This window comes from Streptomyces sp. NPDC048671 (assembly GCF_055587045.1).
Genome location: NZ_JBVJHB010000014.1, coordinates 20,786 through 39,045, shown reverse-complemented (window position 1 = coordinate 39,045; position 18,260 = coordinate 20,786). Strand labels below are relative to the sequence as shown.

Below are 18,260 nucleotides of genomic sequence, written 5' to 3'. Positions count from 1 at the left end.
CCCACGTACACAGGTTCGGGCGAGGAGCGGTGAGAGTGCAGCGCTGGCGTGGCTTGGAGGACATCCCCCAGGACTGGGGACGCAGCGTCGTCACCATCGGGTCCTACGACGGGGTGCACCGCGGACACCAGCTGATCATCGGCCGGACCGTCGAGCGGGCCCGCGAGCTGGGAGTGCCGTCGGTCGTCGTGACCTTCGACCCGCACCCCAGCGAGGTCGTCCGGCCCGGCAGCCATCCGCCGCTGCTCGCCCCGCACCACCGCCGCGCCGAACTGATGGCCGACCTCGGTGTGGACGCGCTGCTGATCCTGCCGTTCACCACCGAGTTCTCGAAGCTCGCCCCGGCCGACTTCATCGTCAAGGTGCTCGTCGACAAGCTCCACGCGCGGCTGGTCATCGAGGGCCCCAACTTCCGCTTCGGCCACAAGGCCGCGGGGAACGTGGACCTGCTCACCGAGTTCGGCGGTACGTACGACTACCGGGTCGAGGTCATCGATCTGCGGGTGCGCGGCGAGGCGGGCGGCGGCGAGCCGTTCTCCTCCACCCTCACCCGGCGCCTGGTCGCCGAGGGCGACATGGCCGGCGCCGCCGAGATCCTGGGCCGCCCGCACCGCGTCGAGGGCGTCGTCGTCCGCGGTGCGCAGCGCGGACGCGAGCTCGGCTTCCCCACCGCGAACGTGGAGACCCTGCCGCACACCGCGATCCCCGCCGACGGGGTGTACGCGGGCTGGCTGAACGTGAACGGCGAGGCGATGCCCGCCGCGATCTCGGTCGGCACGAACCCGCAGTTCGACGCCACCGAGCGGACGGTGGAGGCGTACGCGATCGACCGGGTCGGCCTCGATCTGTACGGGCTGCACGTCTCCGTGGACTTCCTCGCCTACGTACGCGGGATGCTGAAGTTCGACTCGATCGACGAGCTCCTCGTGGCGATGGCCGCCGATGTGAAGCGGTGCAGCGAGCTGATCTCCGCGTACGACCAGAGCTGATCCCCGCGCCCCGGCTGTGCCGGGGCACGGGGATCAGCCGCTGTTTCTCCGGGGGATCAGCGCGATCGCCGCGCCCGCAAGGCGTCGAACACCCGCTCCGGGGTCAGCGGCAGGGTGGTCACCCGGGCGCCCGTCGCGTCGTGCACCGCGTTGGCGACGGCCGCCGCCACGGGGACCATGGCGCCCTCGCCGGCCCCCTTCGCCCCGAACGGTCCCGGCCCGTGCCCCTGTTCCTGTGTGATCGAGACGAAACGGGCGGGCAGATCCTCGGCCATCGGTACCCGGTAGTCCAGGGCCTCGCCGTTCAGCAGCACCCCGTCCTCGTACCTCATCTCCTCGAACAGCGCCTGTGCCAGACCCATCAGTGCGGCGCCCTCGTCCTGGCCCCGGCAGAGCAGCTTGTTGACCGCGCGGCCGACGTCACCGCTGGCGACCAGCTGAAGTACCGTCACCTTCCCGGTCTCCGGGTCCACCTCGACCTCGGCGCCCGCCCAGCCGACTTCCCAGAACAGGCAGGGTGACTCCAGCGGGGCATCGTGCGACAGCAGGGCCTTGAAGAACCCCTCGCCGTGGAACTCGTAGCCCGTGCCGCCGAAGACCCCGGCCACCAGGCCGGGCAGCGCGACCGAGGGGTCCTGGCCGCGGCGTACCGTCCAGTCGGCCAGCGTCAGTTCGCCGGGCTCGCAGCCGAGCTCCCCGGCCGCGAACGCGAGGACCTTGCCGCGCGCCTCCTCGGCCGCCCGGAGTACCGCGCTGCCCATCACCGTCATGCCGGACGATGCGTTGGTGCCCTGGTCGTAGGGGGTGACATCGGTGTCGATCGGGGCGTAGCGGACCCGGTCCAGCGGTACTCCGAGTACTTCGGCGGCGACCTGGCAGAGCGCGGTGGAGGCGCCCTGTCCGATCTCGACCGTGCCCGCGCTCACGAACACCGAACCGGTCGCGGTGATCTTCACCCGGGCCTGCGCGGGCTTGTTCACCCCGCCGCCGTCCTTGAATCCGATGGCCAGCCCCATGCCCCGGTTGGGGGTGCGCTCACGGTCGCGGTAGCCGAGCGAGTCCACGACCGCGTCCAGCCCCTCGACGAGATCGCTGTCGATCCCGCTCTCGCCGGGCACGAACGGCTCACCGAGCCCCTTGAGGTTCTTCACCCGCAGCTCGTACGGATCCAGCCCGAGCCGCTCGGCGATCATGTCCACCTGGCTCTCGCTCGCCCAGGTCGCCTGTGTCGCCCCGAAGCCCCGGAACGGCCCGGCCGGTGTGGTCGTCGTCATCACGCATGAGCTGGAGGAACGGATGTGCTGCCAGCGGTAGGGGCCCGGCATCCGGTAGCCGGCCTTCTCGGCGACCAGTGGGCTTCCGTCCGAGTACGCGCCCGCGTCGAGCAGCACCTCGCTCTCCCGCGCGACGAACGATCCGTCGGCCATTACCCCCGTACGCAGTTTCAGGACGGCGGCGTGCTGGCTCAGGGTGAGGAAGCCCTCCTCGGTGGTCAGGCAGTAGCGCACCGGGCGGCCCGCGGCCCGTGACAGCAGGATCGCGACCGGCTCGGTCTTGCAGTTGTGCTTCGCACCGAAACCGCCGCCGACGAACGGCACATGGACATGGATGCGGCTCTCCGGGGTCCGCAGCACCCGGGACAGCTCCTTGCGCAGCGGGAACGGATTCTGGGTCGAGGTCCAGATCTCGATCTCCTCGCCGCGCACATCGGCGACCGTGACGAACGGCTCCAGATGGAAGTGGTTCATCCGGGAGAAGGCGAACGTGTCCTCGAAGACGTGGTCGCAGTCCGCCCAGACGGAGTCCGGACCGGTCTCGTAGCGGAATTCGTAGCAGACGTTCTTCCGGGGCCGCAGCGAGGCGGACGCGCCCGTGCCGTACGGCGGAAGAACCCCGCGCGGGGCCTCCTCGAAGAGCTCGGGGGCGTCCGGTGCGAGTGCCGCCTCGATGTCCGGGACGGCGGGCAGCGGCTCGTACACCACCTCGATCAGCTCCAGGGCGTGCAGCGCGACCGCCTCGTCGTCGGCGGCGACGGCCGCCACCACGTCGCCCGCGTACCTCACCAGGTCCTGGGCGACGACCGGCTGGTCCTTGATGAAGAAGCCGTAGTGCGGGTCCAGCCCGCCGAGCTCGTCCCGGGTCAGCACCGCGTGCACCCCCGGAAGTGAACGCGCCTTCGCGGCATTCACCGACACCAGCCGGGCGTGGGCGTGCGGGCTCCGCAGCACCTTGGCGTGCAGCATGCCGGGGAGGCGTATGTCGCAGGTGTACCGGGCGGCGCCGGTGAGCTTGAGGACGGCGTCGGTGCGCTGATCGCCGGTGCCGATACGGGAGACGGTCATCGCCCGGCCCCCTCGCCGGTCGCGCCGGTCTCACGGATGAGCTGAGCGGCCCGCTGGACCGACTCGATGATCATCCGGTAGCCGGTGCAGCGGCACACGTTGGAGGAGATCCAGGAGCGGATCGTCTCCTCGCCGGGATCGGGGTCCTCCCGGAGCAGTGCCGTGGTGAGCATGATCATGCCCGGTGTGCAGTAGCCGCACTGGAACCCGCCGCACTCGGCGAACGCGCGCTGGACCGGTCCCAGTTCGCCGTCCGCTGCTTGCCCGGCGACGGTCTCGACGGCACGGCCGTCGACGCTGAAGGCGAAGACGCTGCACGAGGCGGCGGGCGTGCCGTCGATCAGCGTCGTGCAGGCGCCGCACACACCGCGCTCGCACGAGGCCTTGACGCCGCTCATGCCGTAGCGCTCCCGCAGCAGATCGAGCAGGACCGTGTTCGGTGCGATCCGCTCGGTGCGCGGCCGGCCGTCGACGGCGAAGCCGACCGTGACCGTGCCGTCCGCGGGACCGGTCGGTATCTCGGTACTCATCGGGATGTCTCCTCCTCGGCGGTACGGCGCTCCAGCAGGCGCCCGAGCAGCACGCCGGCGACATGGCGCCGGTAGCGGGCGGTGCCGGCCGCGTCCCCCACGGCGTCGGGAAGCCGCGCGGCGAGCTCGGCGGGGTCGGTGCCCAGGGGGCCGGCGACCGTGTACGGACGGGTGTACTCGGAGCCCACGGCCATCGTGACCGTGCCCTCCCGGACGGCGGCGGCGACGGTCAGCAGGGGGCGCATGGACCGTTCGTAGCCGAACCACAGCCGCGCGACGTCACGGATCCTGACCGTCCGGAGCAGGCCGCCCGGTGGCTCCGAGCGGTCCCACAGCGACGCGGGGGACACCAGGGCCGTGCCGTCGGGCGTCATGAATTCGAGTTCCGCCCCGAGCGCGCAGAGCATCACCGACATCTCGTAACGGGTCCGCCTGGCCATCAGGTTCCCGCCGAGGGTCGCCCGGCGCCTGATCCGCTCGGTGGCGATGCTTCCCCAGCCGGCGGCCAGTCCCGGCAGCGCCTCGCGCACCCGGGGGTCGCGGGCACCGGTGTGATGGTCGATCCCGGAGCCGATCTCCAGCGTCGTCCCGTCCCACTCGACGGCGCGGAGCTCGGGCACCCGCTCCAGGGAGACCAGGGTCCGGCAGCTCAGCCCCTCGCGGAACTGGGCGAAGAGATCGCTGCAGCCCTGTGCGTAGACCGCGCCCGGGGAGGCGCCGGCCGCCACGGCGTCGGCGGCCGACACCGGACGTTCCAGGGTGAACTCGGGCAGGGTGCGCTGGGTGGGCGCCACCATCCCGGTGGGGAGCAGGAGCATACGGACCGCGCCTCCCGGCCTCTCCGTGCGAACACCGAGAGTTATCTAATTGCTGAAATAGCTAATGCCCAGATTTCTAGCAGCTAAGGGATTGCCGCCACAAGGGCCGCGGGAGAGGCATCGGTTGTATCGTGACTGCCTCACCGCCGCGCCGTGAGCGGTGTTCCCGGAAGGAGGCGCGGGGCCGCGGCGCCACGCCGTCCTCCCATCGCACATGACTCGTAGAACTTCCGGCCGCCCCGACGCGGTCGACCTCGTCCTGGAGCAGTGGAAGCGGGAGCTGCCCACGCTCGACGCCTCACCGATGGAGGTGCTCGGCCGCCTCCACCGCAGCTTCCTGCGTTACCAGGCGCTGCTGTCCGACCTCTTCGAATGCTTCGACCTGAACATGGCCTCCTTCGATGTCCTGGCGGCTCTGCGCAGGTCAGGACCGCCCTACCGGCAGACCGCCGGTCAGCTCGCGGACACCGCCCTGGTCACCACGGGCGGCATCACGCTGCGGCTCGACCGGCTGGAGAAGGCCGGGCTGCTGACCCGGGAGCGCGATGCCGGGGACCGCAGAATCGTGTACGCCCGGCTCACCGCACGAGGCGTCGAGATCGCCGAGGTGGTCGCCGCCGCCCATTTCGCCAACGAGGAACGGATGCTCGCCGAACTGAGCGAGGAGGAGCGGCGCCGGCTCGGCCGGCTGCTCGGCAAGCTGGAACGCTCGCTGGAGACGGCTGGACAGACACCTCCGGACCGGGTCGCGCTCGGCGCGTCCGTGCCGCGCGCACGGGCGCCCCAGACTGAGCACTCAGAATCTCAGCACTGAGACTTCGTCTAAGGTGTGCCCCATCAGGGCAGGGCGGACCGGGCCGGAGGAGATCGCTGCCATGCGAGAGCTGCTGACGGAATTGCGTGCCTGGGACCACGCCGGCACCCCCTTCGCGCTGGCGACGGTCGTCTCCGTCCGGGGCAGCGCGCCGCGGGCCCCCGGTGCGGTGATGGCGGTGACCGCCGACGGAACGGTGGCGGGAAGCGTGTCCGGCGGCTGTGTCGAGGGCGCGGTGTACGAGGTGGCCGGCGAGGTGCTCGCCACGGGCAGCCCGCAGCTCCAGTCGTACGGGATCAGCGACGACGAGGCGTTCGGCGTCGGGCTGACCTGCGGCGGCACGATCGACGTCCTGGTCGCGCCGTTCGCCGCGGCGGCCGACCGCGCATGGCTCCGGGGCGTCACGGACTCGATCGCGGCCGGCGAACCCGTCGCCGTGGCCACCGTCCTGCCGGGCGCCTCGGTGGCCGGTGCCCGGCTGGTGGTCCGGGCCGGCGGCGCACAGGGCTCACTCGGCAACGAGGGGCTGGACGCGGCCGTCACCGATGACGCCCTGGGCCTGCTCGCCCAGGGGGTGACCGGCCGGCAGTGGTACGGGGCGCGCGGGGAGCGCCGGATGCAGGACGTGTCCGTCTTCGTCCAGACGTACGCGCCACCGCCCCGCATGCTCGTCTTCGGCGCCATCGACCACGCCGCCGCGACCGCGCGCATCGGTTCGTTCCTCGGGTACCGGGTCACCGTCTGCGACGCCCGTCCGGCCTTCGCGACCCGCGAGCGCTTTCCCACCGCCGACGAGGTCGTCTGTGCCTGGCCGCACACCTATCTGTCGGACACGGAGATCGACGGGCGCACGGTCGTCTGCGTCCTGACGCACGATCCGAAGTTCGATGTCCCGCTGCTGGTCGCCGCGTTGCGCACACCGGCCGCGTACATCGGTGTGATGGGGAGCCGGCGCACCCATCTCGACCGCATCGCACGGCTGCGGGCCGAAGGCGTCGACGAGGCGGCCCTCGCGCGGCTCGCCTCACCCGTCGGGCTCGACCTCGGCGCCCGCACCCCGGAGGAGACGGCCGTCTCGATCGCCGCCGAGATCATCCAGCACCGCTGGGGCGGCACGGGGCGGCCGCTCGGCGAACTGACAGGCGCGATCCACCACCAGCAGCAGGAGTAGCGGCGGCGGGCGGGTCCGGAGCCCGGCCCCGCCCGCCGCCGCTCGGCGTAAAACTAGGCCGGAGTCTCCGCCACGGCATTGGCCCAGTGGCACGCCACCTGCGTCTCGCCGCCCCCCGCCAGCACCGGCAGATCCTTCGTACGGCACGCGTCCGCGACGCCCGCGCGCTCCGCCTCGCCGGAGGCCAGAACCTGGCAGCGCACATGGAAGCGGCAGCCGGACGGCACCTTCGACGGGTCCGGCGGCTCACCGGTCAGCACCACCGGATCGCCCTCCGCGTCCGGCAGCACCGACAACAGCGCCCGGGTGTACGGATGCCGCGGAGCCGTGAGGATCTGCTCGACGTCACCGGTCTCCACGATCCGGCCGAGGTACATCACCGCCACCCGGTCCGCGATGTTCCACGCCAGACCGAGATCGTGCGTGACGACCAGCGCGGACAGGCCCAGCTCGTCCCGCAGCCGCAGCAGCAGCGCCAGGATCTCGCCGCGCACCGAGGCGTCGAGCGAGGCCACCGGCTCGTCGGCCACGATGAGTTCCGGCTCCAGCACCAGGGCGCCCGCGATCACGACGCGCTGGCGCTGGCCGCCCGACAGCTCGTGCGGGTAGCGCAGGAAGAACCGCTCCGGGGGCCGGAGCCCCGCCCGCGACAGGGCGTCGGTCACCGCCTCCCGCTCGTCGCCGCCGTAGCGGTGGATCCGCAGGCCCTCGGCCACCGCGTCGTACACCGTGTGGCGTGGGTTCAGCGAGCCGCTGGGGTCCTGGAGCACCAGTTGGACCCGCTTGCGGTACGCCTTCAGCGCACGGCTGCCGTAGTCGAGCGGCTTGCCGCCGAAGGTGATCCGGCCGGAGGTCGGCGGGACCAGGCCCAGCAGCGAACGGGCCAGCGTCGTCTTGCCGCACCCGGACTCGCCGACCAGGGCGACGATCTCGCCCGGCCTGATGTCCAGGTCGACCCCGTCGACGGCCCGCGCGGGCTCCGCGCCGTGCCGGCCGGGAAAGGTGACTTGCAGCGCCTGCGCGCTGAGCAGATCCGTGGTGGTGGTCATGTGGTGCTCCTTGCTTCCTCGGCGCCCGGCAGGGCCGGGGCGGCCGCCCCTTCCGGGCCCACCAGCACACAGGCGGCCTGCCGTCCGGGCCCGGAGTCCCGCAGCTCCTGGTCCTGCGTGGCGCAGGAGTCCAGGGCCACCGGACAGCGCGGGTGGAACGTGCAGCCGGCCGGCAGCGCCGACGGGTCGGGCGGATCGCCCGGCAGCCCGCGGGGGGCGAACCGGGAGGCCGGGTCCCCGATGCGCGGGAAGGCGCCCGACAGGGCCTTGCTGTACGGGTGGGTCGCGCTCTCGTAGACCTCGGACGCGGGGCCCTGCTCGACGACCCGTCCCGCGTACATCACCGCGAGCCGGTCGCAGGTGTCCGAGAGCACCGCCAGGTCATGGCTGATCATGATCAGCCCGAGGTCCTGCTCAGAGACCAACTGCTCGATCAGACGCAGGATCTGGGCCTGGATCATCACATCGAGGGCCGTCGTCGGCTCGTCGGCGATGATCAGCCCCGGATCGCAGGCGAGCGCCATCGCGATCATCACGCGCTGGCGCTGTCCGCCGGAGAGCTCGTGCGGATAGGCGTCCGCACGGGCGGCGGGCAGCCCCACCTGTTCCAGCAGCTCGCCGGCCCGCTTCCGCGCGGCGGCCTGGGACGTTCTGCGGTGCAGCACGATCGGCTCGGCGATCTGGTCCCCGACGCGGTGCACCGCGTTGAGCGAGTGCATCGCGCCCTGGAAGACGATCGAGGCACCGGCCCAGCGCACCGCCCGGACCTGGCCCCACTTCATGGTGAGGACGTCCTCACCGTTCAGCAGGATCTCGCCGGAGACCTTCGTGCCGGCCGGCAGCAGACGCAGCAGGGCGAGCGCCAGCGTCGACTTCCCGCAGCCCGACTCCCCGGCGATGCCGAGCTTCTGGCCCGCGTCGACCTCCAGATTCACCCCGCGGACCGCCTGGGCCCCGCCGGCGTACGTCACCGTCAGATCGCGTACCTGGAGCAGCGGCGTCTTGTGGACGTCTCTCGTGTTCAACGGGCCACCCCCAGCTTGGGATTGAGGACGGACTCGATGGCGCGGCCGCACAGTGTGAACGCCAGCGCCACCAGGGCGATGGCGATACCGGGCGGCGCCAGGTACCACCAGTCGCCCGCGCTCACGGCGCCGGCCTCGCGCGCGTCCTGGAGCATGCCGCCCCAGGAGGTGATGGTCGGGTCGCCGAGGCCGAGGAAGGCCAGGGTGGCTTCGGTCAGGATCGCGCTGGAGATCACCAGCGTGGTCTGGGCGAGCACCAGCGGCATCACGTTCGGCAGGACGTGCCGGGTCATGATGTGGCCGTGTCCGCCGCCCAGCGCACGGGCCCGTTCGATGTAGGGGCGGGACTCCACGGCGAGCGTCTGCGCCCGCACCAGCCGGGCCGTCGTCGGCCAGGTGGTGACGCCGATCGCGATGATGACCGTCCACAGGGAGCGGTCCATCACGGTGGCCAGCGCGATGGCCAGGACCAGGGTCGGCATCACCAGGAACCAGTCGGTGACCCGCATCAGGACCGTCGAGTACCAGCCGCGGAAGTGGCCCGCGAGGATGCCGACGACCGTACCGATGGCGACGCACAGGAAGGCGGCGAGCAGCCCCACCGTCAGCGAGACGCGCGCGCCCCACACCAGCAGCGCGAGCACGCTGCGTCCGAACTGGTCCGTGCCGAGCGGGAAATCACCGCTCGGCGCCTCCAGCGCTCCACCGGGGGCGGAGGTGACGCTCTGCGAGTCGGCGCCGACCAGGACCGGCGCGAACAGGGCGATCAGCCCGATCAGGATCAGCCCGGCCAGCCCCCACAGGCCGCCCGGATGCCTGCGGTACTCGCGCCAGAAGCGGGCCATGGAACGGCGCTTGCGGGCCCGTGCCAGCGCGCGCGGGCTCTTGGCCGCCGCGGCCGAGGGCTCCTCGGGCGTGGGCTTCTCGGCCTCGGGGGTGGAGGCCGGCATGGATTCGGTCGTCATCGGCCCACCCGGGGATCGAGCAGCGGATACAGCACATCGGCGAGGGTGTTCGCCAGGATCACCGCGGTGGCGAAGACGAAGAACAGCCCTTGGACGAGTGGCAGGTCGGGGACGCTGAGCCCCTGGTAGAAGAGGCCGCCCAGACCCGGCCAGGAGAACACGGTCTCGACCAGGATCTGTCCGGCGACCACATGCCCCAGGTTGACGAACATCAGCGTGAAGGTCGGCAGCATCGCGTTGGGCACGGCGTGCTTGCGGCGTACCGCGTCGTCGCGCAGCCCCTTCGCACGGGCCGTCGTCAGGTAGTCGCTGCCCATCTCGTCGAGCAGCGAGGAGCGCATCACCAGGAGCGTCTGCGCGTAGCCGACCGCGACCAGCGTGATCACCGGGAGCACCATGTGGTGCGCGACATCGAGGACGTACGCGAAGCCGGTCTCGTTGCCCGACTCCAGACCGCCGGTCGGGAACATGCCGGGAATCGGTCCGACGCCCACCGAGAAGACGATGATCAGGAGCAGCCCGAGCCAGAACGCCGGCACCGAGTAGAGCGTGAGCGCGAGCGCGGTGTTGAACCGGTCGCTCTTTGAGCCGTTGCGCCAGGCGGTACGGGTGCCCAGCCAGATGCCGAGCGCGCTGTAGAGGACGTACGCCGTGCCGGTGAGCAGCAGCGTCGCCGGAAGCGCCTCGACGATCTTGTCCATCACCGGGGCGTGGAACTGGTACGAGGTGCCGAAGTCGCCGGTGAGCGCGTCGCCCACGTAGCTGGTGAACTGCTGCCACATCGGCTGGTCGAGGCCGAACTGATGACGCAGCGACTGGAGCTGCTCGGCCGAGACGCGGCGGCCGCCCGTCATCTGCTTCACCGGGTCGCTGGGGATGAGCCGGAAGAGGAAGAAGCTGGTGACCAGAACGGCGAACAGCGAGACGACCGCGCCGCCGATCTTGGCTGCCACGTACGTGAGGTAGGCCTTGGTGTTGCGCGCCCGTGGGCCGCGGGCGGCCGGCGGACCGGCCGGAGCCGGGCCGTCCGCATCCGCATCCGCCTGTTTCACGAGCGCCGGAGTGCTGTCTGCTGTCATGGGGAACTCTCGTTACTCGTGCTGCCCGTAGAGGGACCGGGGGCGGGGCCGGACTGCTCGGGCCCCGCCGCCGCTCCCTCTCGTCCCGTCCGCGGAAATCACCCGCGGTCCATGGAACTACTCCCGGTCGTCCGCGGTGGTGCGACGGCGCCTCATGAGGAGGAGACCGCCACCCGCAAGGACCACGACGACGATGATGCCGACGACCACCCCGACCACGGTGGAACCGGAGTCGCTGCCGCTGTCCGTGCCGTCGCCGCTGCCCGCCGGTTCGGCCGACCACCAGCTCCAGTACCCGTCCTGGCCGTAGATGTTGCCGGCCGCCTCGGGCATGGTCGTGATCGACTTGATCTGGTCGGTGCGGTAGGCCTCGACCGCGTTCGGGTACGCGATGACGTTCATGTACCCGGAGTCGTAGAGCCAGGACTGCATCTGGTTGACGATGTCCGCCCGCTTGGCCGGGTCGTACTCGGCGAGCTGCTTCTTGTACAGCTCGTCGTACGTCTTGTCGCAGATGAAGTTGTCCGTGGACGCGCTTTCCTTGGCCTTGGTCGGCAGGGCGGCGCAGGTGTGGATGCCGAGGACGAAGTCCGGGTCGGGGTTGACGGACCAGCCGTCGAAGGCGAGGTCGTACTCACCGGCGTACCAGGGCACGGAGACGTCGTCGAGGCAGTCGACCTTGAGGCCGATGCCGAGCTTGCCCCACCACTCCTTGAGGTACTTGCCGATCGCCTTGTCGTTCGGGTCCGTGGCGTGGCAGAGGATGCGCAGGTCGAGCGGCTTGCCGTCCTTGCCGACTCGCTGGTCGCCCTTGAGCTCGTAGCCCGCCTGGTCCAGCAGCTCGGCCGCCTTCGCCGGGTCGTAGCTCAGGCTCTGACTCGCGGACGGCTCCCACTTGTACGCCGGGAAGCGCGGCGGTATGTAGCCCGCGCCGTTGACGGCATGGCCCTGGAAGACCTTGTCGATGAGCGTCTCGCGGTCGATGGACAGGAAGAGCGCCTGGCGGACCTTCAGATCGAGCAGGGCCTTGTTGCCGTTGCCGAACTTCTTGCCGTCCTTGGTCTGCGCGCCGGGGTTGGTGGCCAGGGCGAAGAACCGGCGGCCCGGACCCTCGTTGACCTTGACGTTCTTCTCGCCCTTGAGCGAGTCGGCCTGGGCGGGGGTCAGCGCGGGCGAGCCGGCGACGAAGGAGACCTCACCCTTGCGGAGCGCGGCGACGGCTGCGTCCTGGTCCTTGTAGGTCTTGAAGACCACCTCGTCGAACTTGGGCGCACCGCGCCAGAAGTCCTTGTTGGCCTTGAACTTCACATACTGGTCGACCTTGTAGTCGGTCAGGACGAAGGGCCCGTTGCCCACGACCGGGAACTTCGTGTCGTTGTTGAACTTCGAGAAGTCCCCGACCTTGTCCCAGACGTGCTTGGGGACGATCGGGACATCGAGCGCGGCCATGGTGGCCTGCGGTTCCTTCAGCTCGATGACCAGCTTCGTGGGGCTGGGAGCCGTCACCTTCTTGAAGTTGGTGACGAAGCTGCCGTTGGCCTGGGCCGCGCCCTCGTCGGTCATGATCTTGTTGAACGTCCAGGCCGCGTCCTCGGCGGTGGCCTGCTGACCGTCGGACCACTTGGAGTCGGACCGAATGGTGTACGTCCACGTCAGCTTGTCCGAGGAGGGCTTCCACTCGGTGGCGAGCCCCGGGATCGCGTGGTTGTCCTTGGCGTCGTAGTTCGTCAGGAAGTCGTACATGAGCCGGGACAGGCTCGTACTCATCAGCTTCTGGGCGAGGAACGGGCTCAGTGAGTCGACGCTCTGCGCGACCGCGACGGTCAGGGTCGACTTGCCGCTGCCGGCGGCCTGCGCCTGCTGGGGCGCGGCGGCCCCGAGGGGCACCCCCGGAACGACGGACGCGGCCGCGAGCCCGAGGGCGGCGGCGCCGGAGGCCAGGAGGATACGCAGACGTGAGCGTGGCTGGGCGGAGTGTGGTGGAACTCTTTCGACCATGGTCAGGGACCTCGCGTCAGGACTCGCACGGAGAAGGCGGGTTGCTCTGTGGATCGCCAGCTGGTGAAGCGAAGGTTTATCAGCGGTGGTCGAGTCGCGTCAACGGTCATCGAAACGGCGTGTGGGCTGCGGGAATGCGCAGAGGGTCCGCATCGCGGAGGCGATGCGGACCCTCATTGGTTCAGACCTCTGACGCCTTACTGCTGAGGCGCTGGCGGCGGCTGCGGAGGCTGCTGCTGCCACCCGGCCGGCGGGATGGGGCCCTGTAGTTCGGGGTGGGCGGGCTGCCCCGGCTGACCAGGCTGTCCGCCGTACTGCGGCTGCTGTTGCGGCTGCTGTTGCTGAGGCGGCGGGCCGGCCGGGTCGGCGGCCGACCGGGCCTGCGAGGGCGGCGACTGCTGCCAGCCCTGCCCGGCGCCGGGGCCCGGCTGCGGGGGATAGGGCTGCTGCGGCTGACCACCGTACGGCGGCTGGCCACCATACGGCTGCTGGCCACCGTACGGCTGCTGCGGCGGGTACGGCCGGCCCGGCTGCTGGGGTGCGTAGGGCTGCTGCCCCGGGACCTGGTGGCCGGGCATCGGCTGGCCCGGCGCCTGCTGCTGTCCGGGCATCGGCGGGGCGTACTGCGGCGGCTGGTTGCTGCCGTCCGCCGTCCACAGCCCTTGCTGCTGCTGGGCGCGTGCGAAGTCCTCGGCGACGAGGGCGGAGAGGTGGAAGTACGCGTCCCGCGTCTTCGGACGCATCATGTCGAGGTCGACCTCGGCACCGGCCGACAGATGCTCGTCGAACGGTACGACGACCACGCCCCGGCAGCGCGTCTCGAAGTGCTGCACGATGTCGTCGACCTTGATCATCTTTCCGGTCTCGCGGACCCCGGAGATCACGGTGAGGGACCGCTGCACCAGATCGGCGTAGCCGTGCGCCGACAGCCAGTCCAGCGTGGTGGAGGCGCTTGACGCACCGTCGACCGAGGGTGTGGAGATGATGATCAGCTGGTCGGCGAGGTCCAGCACACCGCGCATCGCGCTGTAGAGGAGACCGGTGCCGGAGTCGGTGAGGATGATCGGGTACTGCTTGCCCAGCACCTCGATCGCGCGCCGGTAGTCCTCGTCGTTGAACGTCGTCGAGACGGCCGGGTCCACGTCGTTGGCGATGATCTCCAGGCCGGAGGGCGCCTGCGAGGTGAACCGCCGGATGTCCATGTACGAGTTGAGGTGCGGGATCGCGTGGACCAGGTCGCGGATGGTCGCCCCGGTCTCGCGCCGGACCCGGCGGCCCAGCGTGCCGGCGTCCGGGTTGGCGTCGATGGCGAGGATCTTGTCCTGCCGCTCGGTGGCCAGGGTGGAGCCGAGCGCGGTGGTCGTCGTGGTCTTGCCCACGCCGCCCTTCAGGCTGATCACCGCGATCCGGTAGCAGGAGAGGACCGGGGTGCGGATCAGTTCGAGCTTGCGCTGTCGCTCGATCTCGTCCTTCTTGCCGCCGAGCTTGAAGCGGGAGGCGGCGGACGGCCCGCGGCTGCTCTTCGCCTTCTGCTTGCCCCGGACCAGCCGGTCGGACGAGAGCTCCACGGCGGCCGTGTAACCCAGCGGGGCACCCTGCACCGAACGCTCGCGCTGGTCGTGGGCGACGGGGTTGGGCCAGGCGGCTCCGGCGCGCGGGTCGACGGGCGGCCCCTGCGGCGGGAGTTGCTGCTGCGGCTGCTGGGGCTGGTACTGCTGCTGCGGCTGGTGCGGGGGGATCTGCGCGGGCAGGTTCGGGGTGCTCCCGGCCGAAGGCTGGTCCCCCTGGGGGAAGCCGTAACCGCCCTGCTGCTGCGGCTGAGCTCCGGGCGGAGGCAGCGCCGCGCCCTGCTGCTGCGCGGGCCACTGCGGTGCCTGAGGCTGCTGAGGCGTATGAGGGGCGGGCTGCTGCGGGTGCTGCGCTGGGAGCGGGGCTCCGGGCAGGGCCTGCTGCGGCGCCGGGGGCTGCTGGGGGAAGCCGTAGCCCGCCTGCGGCGCGGGCGCGGGCGGCTGGGGCTGCTGCGGGAACGCGGGAGGCTGCGGGGTCTGGGGAGTCTGGGGCGCCGGGGCCGGCGCGGCTGCCGGGGTCTGCGGGAACCCGTAGCCGCCGCCCGGTGCCTCGTTCGCCGGCGGCTGTCCCGGCCACTGCGACGCCGGCTGGGGCGTGGCCGGCTGGGGCGCGGCGGGCTGGAAGGCGGGCGGCAGCGGCGGCAGTCCGCCCTGCGGCGGCGCCGGTGTCCAGGGTGCGGGGGCGGACGGCGCGTGGGGTGCCGCGTCCGTCATGGCGTCCGAGGGCACGGAGTCGGCGGGCTCCTCGGCCTCCGGGGTGCTGCCGGAGCCGGCAGCACTCGTCGCGTCGGCCGTGGCGTCGCCGGCGACCTCGTCGGACTCCGCCGACGCGGCGTCGGACGACTGGACCGAATCGGACGGAACCGAATCGGACTGTACCGAATGGGACGGAGTCGAGTCGGCCCCGTCGCTCTCCCCGGTGGTCAGATCCTGCCCGGCATCCGCGCCCGTACCGGCGTCAGCCGCGTCCGCGTCCACGTCCGCGTCAACGTCCGCATCGATCGTATTGGCAACGGTATCGGCATCGGTACCGGCAGCCGACGCGTCGTCGTCGGCACCACTGCTCCCGCTTCCGCTCCCGGCCTCGCTCTCCGCGGCTGCCTCGCGATCGGCGATCTCCCGCTTCAGCGCGGCGGACGAGAACCGCATGGTCGCGCCGCTCTCCACATCGCCGCTCCCGAACGGATCGGCGGCAGCCGGCTGGACCGGCGGCACGGGAGGAGCGGGCGGGGCAGGGGCGGGCGGGGCCGGAGTCCAGCTGGGTTCGAAACCGCCGCCGGCCGGCAGGCCGGGGGCGGACACCGGAGCGCCGCTGGGCGGCGGGGGCGGGGCCAGGTGTGTTCCGGCGCCGCCCGAGGAGTCGCCCGGCGTATTCTGCGTGTACCAGGCGGGCGGGGTGTAGTCGATCGTGAACTCACCCGTCATCTCGGCGGGCTCCGCGTCGGTCGACTCGTCGACGGGCTTGTCCCAGCTCCCGCGCATCTCGTCCCGATCGCCGTTCACTTTGCCTCCTGGTGTGGTCGAGCACCCTTGTGCCGTGGTGGGTGGGGGCGACCGTCCGGACAGAACCTGGTGCGAACCGCCCGGCTCTCCCCCTGGGACGCGCATTGCCTGTCCGCCGGTTCTTCTGCCGCGTCCCGACCCACCCTAATCGCCATCGGGCCGGGTACGGCAGGCCGTACGGCACCGCGGCCACCGTCCCGTACGTCACGTACTGCCCCCAAGTGGGCTGAGTACGGCAGGGAATGAAGCGGAAAGCGGTCAAACACGCACATCCGCGCGGGGAAACCTGAACATTTCGCACACGTCTCGCCGCGTCCTCAGTCCACCCGGCGTGCGCTGCCCAGCAGTCCCGATTCGGCATCGGTCGCTTCGGTCATCACGAACCGCCGGTCCCGGCGCGTGCACCAGAGGGTGACCCCGTCCTTGAGCGTGGACAGGGTCCGGGTCTCGCCGGGAGGCAGACACATGAGGCGCCCGATCCGCTCGGCTTCGTCGGGGGACACCCGCTGAACGCCGACCAGTGACGCCTTCTCCATCAAACCGGGCGCCACCGGGCTCAGGTACGGCAGCAGCGTCACCGTCGACTGCCACGGACCGGACACCACCCGCCCCCGCGGTGGTCTCATGCCGCAGTCCCGCACCAGGACGACCGGCGAGCCGGCCGAGGCCTCCTGTGCGGGCACCCGCCCCACCTCGTGCGGCGAGATGCACGGCGGACCGCCGCCCGCGGCCCGCGCCAGCTTCGTCCAGGCCTGGGCCCGCCCGGTCTCGACCACGATCCGGGCACCCGTCGCCGCCGCCCGCAGCGCGAGCACCTGCGCCGTCCACAGCCCGCCGATCAGCGTGATGTCGTACGGGGTGGGCCGGTTGATGCCGATCACGGCGGGGCGCCCATCGCCATCCACACCGATCACCACGCCGTCGTCACCGACCGGCAGGGCCAGTGACGCCAGTTGGTCGAGGCGGACGGTGTGCCGGACCCGGCGCGGACCGGCCGGCCCGAAGCCGAACCGGCCGCGACGGCGTGCGATCACGGACATCAGCGGGTACCCCCGAGCGGAAGTGTGGCGAGGACACCGGGCACCTGTTCGCGGTCGAGCCGCACCAGCGAGGTCTTCACCCCGCGTGCGATGCGCTCCAACTCATGGCGGGCGGAGCGCAGTTCCTTCTCGCTGCGGCCGGTGACCCGGATGTGCCCGGCGATCGGGACCTCCTGGCGGTCGCCGCGTCCCAGCGTGAGGCTGAAGGTCGTGGCCAGCGCCGGGACCGAGGTGAGCAGCGCGACGAGCTGCGGCATCGGCGCACCGCCCGCGCCGAACCGCGGCCAGCGGCGCACCCAGTACGTGGTGTGCTGCCGGTCGTCGCAACGCCAGGTGCGCGCGGTCTCCAGGGTGCGGCGGGCGGGCGTTCCCGGCCGGTCGGCCCGCGCCCCGGCCGACGGGCCGGCGCAGGCGGAGGTGGCGATCGCCGAGTGGAGCTCCTGCTCGGTGAGCACCGTCGCGCCGAACCCCGCCCCCGTCAGCCTGCTGGACAACTGGTCGACCGCGCGGACCAGGCATTTCTGCGCACCGACGAGCCCGCCGCCCCTTGCCCGTACGGCCTCCGGGCAGAGCTCCGGGTCCAGCTTCAGCGCGATCCAGGTGATGCGGACCGCCGGGGAACCCGTCAGCGCCTGGAGAGGTGCGTAGTTGCGTGCCGCGACCGACTGCTCCGGCAGATGCGGGGCGGGCGCCGGCTGGGTGTGCTGCACGATCTGCGCCGACTCCAGCCGGATGCCGTCGACGTCGAGCGCGTCCTTGACGAGCAGCAGCGGCAGCGGACGTGCGGAGCGGTCAGGGCGCAGCGCGGTGGCGTCCGGCTCGATCCGGAGTACGGCCGTCAGATACGTACCGTCGCCGACCATGCCGACCGGCCGCCGCTCACGGTCGCTGAAGGAGCAGGTGCGCAGCGCCGGTTCGCACTCGACGGCCGGCGCGATCCCCGGCCCGGTGCCCGTGGGCAGCGGGGTCGACGCGGCCCTGCGGGTACGGGCGCGCAGCGCGAGAACCGTACGCAGCCACTCGGGAAGCGAACGGCGGCGCCTGCGCACGACGGCCAGCAGCACCAGCGCCGCGGCCACCACCACGGCGGGGGCCAGCAGCAGGGGGCCGGTGACCCAGGCACACAGCAGCAGCGCGGCGGCGATCTCGATCAGCACGAGCTGTTGCAATCGGAACGGCCCGAACTGTCCGGCTCGTCCGCCCGGCCGTGCGCCGCCCGGCCCGCGCCGACCCGGAGCACCGGCAGAACCGTCGCGGGGAACGCCTGGCCGCGGGGCTTCGGGAGGCGGTGCGTTCCCGGCCCGTGGTGTCCGCGTCGCGGAAGCCGTCATCGCGGCAAGTCCCCCGTCCGTCCGGGCCCAACTCGGCC

The 18,260-nt window shown here is 71.8% G+C and carries 14 protein-coding genes; 3 read left to right on the top strand and 11 right to left on the bottom strand.

The features are described from left to right. Positions 1-35: 35 nt before the first annotated feature. Positions 36-989, top strand: a complete 954-nt coding sequence (locus tag ACZ6S6_RS27070; RefSeq protein ID WP_469707170.1) for a bifunctional riboflavin kinase/FAD synthetase — start codon at positions 36-38, stop codon at positions 987-989. A gap of 56 nt (positions 990-1,045) precedes the next feature. Here the strand turns inward: ACZ6S6_RS27070 and ACZ6S6_RS27065 are convergent, their stop codons facing one another. From ACZ6S6_RS27065 to ACZ6S6_RS27055, 3 genes are read right to left on the bottom strand one after another with little or no spacing between them, the layout of a single operon-like run. After that, complete coding sequence (locus tag ACZ6S6_RS27065) at positions 1,046-3,331, bottom strand: xanthine dehydrogenase family protein molybdopterin-binding subunit (RefSeq protein ID WP_469707169.1); 2,286 nt, start codon at positions 3,329-3,331, stop codon at positions 1,046-1,048. Next, on the bottom strand, positions 3,328-3,861 hold the full coding sequence (locus tag ACZ6S6_RS27060) for a (2Fe-2S)-binding protein (RefSeq protein ID WP_469707168.1): 534 nt from the start codon (positions 3,859-3,861) through the stop codon (positions 3,328-3,330). The genes ACZ6S6_RS27065 and ACZ6S6_RS27060 overlap by 4 nt, the downstream gene beginning before the upstream one ends. Next, the gene (locus tag ACZ6S6_RS27055) at positions 3,858-4,679 is read right to left on the bottom strand and encodes an FAD binding domain-containing protein (protein WP_469707167.1); all 822 of its coding nucleotides are present in this window, start codon (positions 4,677-4,679) and stop codon (positions 3,858-3,860) included. Before ACZ6S6_RS27055 ends, ACZ6S6_RS27060 begins: the two co-directional genes overlap by 4 nt. Before the next feature lie 214 nt (positions 4,680-4,893). Here ACZ6S6_RS27055 and ACZ6S6_RS27050 point away from each other — a divergent pair, with 214 nt between their 5' ends. Together ACZ6S6_RS27050 and ACZ6S6_RS27045 are read left to right on the top strand one after the other, a co-directional pair. Continuing rightward, positions 4,894-5,493: a MarR family winged helix-turn-helix transcriptional regulator gene (locus ACZ6S6_RS27050; protein ID WP_469707166.1), complete on the top strand. Its 600-nt coding sequence runs from the start codon at positions 4,894-4,896 to the stop codon at positions 5,491-5,493. 61 nt (positions 5,494-5,554) lie between these two features. After that, positions 5,555-6,664: an XdhC family protein gene (locus ACZ6S6_RS27045; protein WP_469707165.1), complete on the top strand. Its 1,110-nt coding sequence runs from the start codon at positions 5,555-5,557 to the stop codon at positions 6,662-6,664. A 53-nt stretch (positions 6,665-6,717) separates the two neighbouring features. On the opposite strand, the gene ACZ6S6_RS27040 is transcribed toward ACZ6S6_RS27045, so the two are convergent. The 8 genes from ACZ6S6_RS27040 to eccE form a co-directional block, all read right to left on the bottom strand. Further along, a complete protein-coding gene (locus ACZ6S6_RS27040) occupies positions 6,718-7,713 on the bottom strand; it encodes an ABC transporter ATP-binding protein (RefSeq protein ID WP_362966318.1) in 996 nt (331 codons plus the stop codon). Continuing rightward, the gene (locus tag ACZ6S6_RS27035) at positions 7,710-8,738 is read right to left on the bottom strand and encodes an ABC transporter ATP-binding protein (protein ID WP_362966316.1); all 1,029 of its coding nucleotides are present in this window, start codon (positions 8,736-8,738) and stop codon (positions 7,710-7,712) included. The genes ACZ6S6_RS27040 and ACZ6S6_RS27035 overlap by 4 nt, the downstream gene beginning before the upstream one ends. Next, entirely contained in the window at positions 8,735-9,703 is a 969-nt protein-coding gene (locus ACZ6S6_RS27030) for an ABC transporter permease (protein ID WP_469707164.1), read from the bottom strand. Before ACZ6S6_RS27030 ends, ACZ6S6_RS27035 begins: the two co-directional genes overlap by 4 nt. Continuing rightward, positions 9,700-10,782: an ABC transporter permease gene (locus ACZ6S6_RS27025; protein ID WP_469707163.1), complete on the bottom strand. Its 1,083-nt coding sequence runs from the start codon at positions 10,780-10,782 to the stop codon at positions 9,700-9,702. Before ACZ6S6_RS27025 ends, ACZ6S6_RS27030 begins: the two co-directional genes overlap by 4 nt. A 117-nt stretch (positions 10,783-10,899) precedes the next feature. Next, on the bottom strand, positions 10,900-12,780 hold the full coding sequence (locus tag ACZ6S6_RS27020; protein WP_469707162.1) for an ABC transporter substrate-binding protein: 1,881 nt from the start codon (positions 12,778-12,780) through the stop codon (positions 10,900-10,902). A gap of 197 nt (positions 12,781-12,977) precedes the next feature. Beyond that, complete coding sequence (locus tag ACZ6S6_RS27015) at positions 12,978-15,851, bottom strand: SCO5717 family growth-regulating ATPase (protein ID WP_469707161.1); 2,874 nt, start codon at positions 15,849-15,851, stop codon at positions 12,978-12,980. A gap of 317 nt (positions 15,852-16,168) precedes the next feature. Next, positions 16,169-16,891, bottom strand: coding sequence for a hypothetical protein (locus ACZ6S6_RS27010; protein ID WP_469707160.1), 723 nt, complete (start codon positions 16,889-16,891; stop codon positions 16,169-16,171). Further along, positions 16,891-18,222 (bottom strand): type VII secretion protein EccE, encoded by a 1,332-nt coding sequence (gene eccE / locus ACZ6S6_RS27005; protein ID WP_469707159.1) that lies wholly within the window; start codon positions 18,220-18,222, stop codon positions 16,891-16,893. The genes ACZ6S6_RS27010 and eccE overlap by 1 nt, the downstream gene beginning before the upstream one ends. Between the last annotated feature and the right edge of the window lie 38 nt (positions 18,223-18,260).

Coding starts and splice junctions, on each gene's coding strand:
- ACZ6S6_RS27060 (WP_469707168.1), bottom strand. CDS start 3,861: ATGAGTACCGAGATACCGACCGGTCCCGCGGACGGCACGGTCACGGTC.
- ACZ6S6_RS27020 (WP_469707162.1), bottom strand. CDS start 12,780: ATGGTCGAAAGAGTTCCACCACACTCCGCCCAGCCACGCTCACGTCTG.
- ACZ6S6_RS27040 (WP_362966318.1), bottom strand. CDS start 7,713: ATGACCACCACCACGGATCTGCTCAGCGCGCAGGCGCTGCAAGTCACC.
- ACZ6S6_RS27055 (WP_469707167.1), bottom strand. CDS start 4,679: ATGCTCCTGCTCCCCACCGGGATGGTGGCGCCCACCCAGCGCACCCTG.
- ACZ6S6_RS27010 (WP_469707160.1), bottom strand. CDS start 16,891: ATGTCCGTGATCGCACGCCGTCGCGGCCGGTTCGGCTTCGGGCCGGCC.
- ACZ6S6_RS27030 (WP_469707164.1), bottom strand. CDS start 9,703: ATGACGACCGAATCCATGCCGGCCTCCACCCCCGAGGCCGAGAAGCCC.
- ACZ6S6_RS27025 (WP_469707163.1), bottom strand. CDS start 10,782: ATGACAGCAGACAGCACTCCGGCGCTCGTGAAACAGGCGGATGCGGAT.
- ACZ6S6_RS27045 (WP_469707165.1), top strand. CDS start 5,555: ATGCGAGAGCTGCTGACGGAATTGCGTGCCTGGGACCACGCCGGCACC.
- eccE (WP_469707159.1), bottom strand. CDS start 18,222: ATGACGGCTTCCGCGACGCGGACACCACGGGCCGGGAACGCACCGCCT.
- ACZ6S6_RS27050 (WP_469707166.1), top strand. CDS start 4,894: ATGACTCGTAGAACTTCCGGCCGCCCCGACGCGGTCGACCTCGTCCTG.
- ACZ6S6_RS27065 (WP_469707169.1), bottom strand. CDS start 3,331: ATGACCGTCTCCCGTATCGGCACCGGCGATCAGCGCACCGACGCCGTC.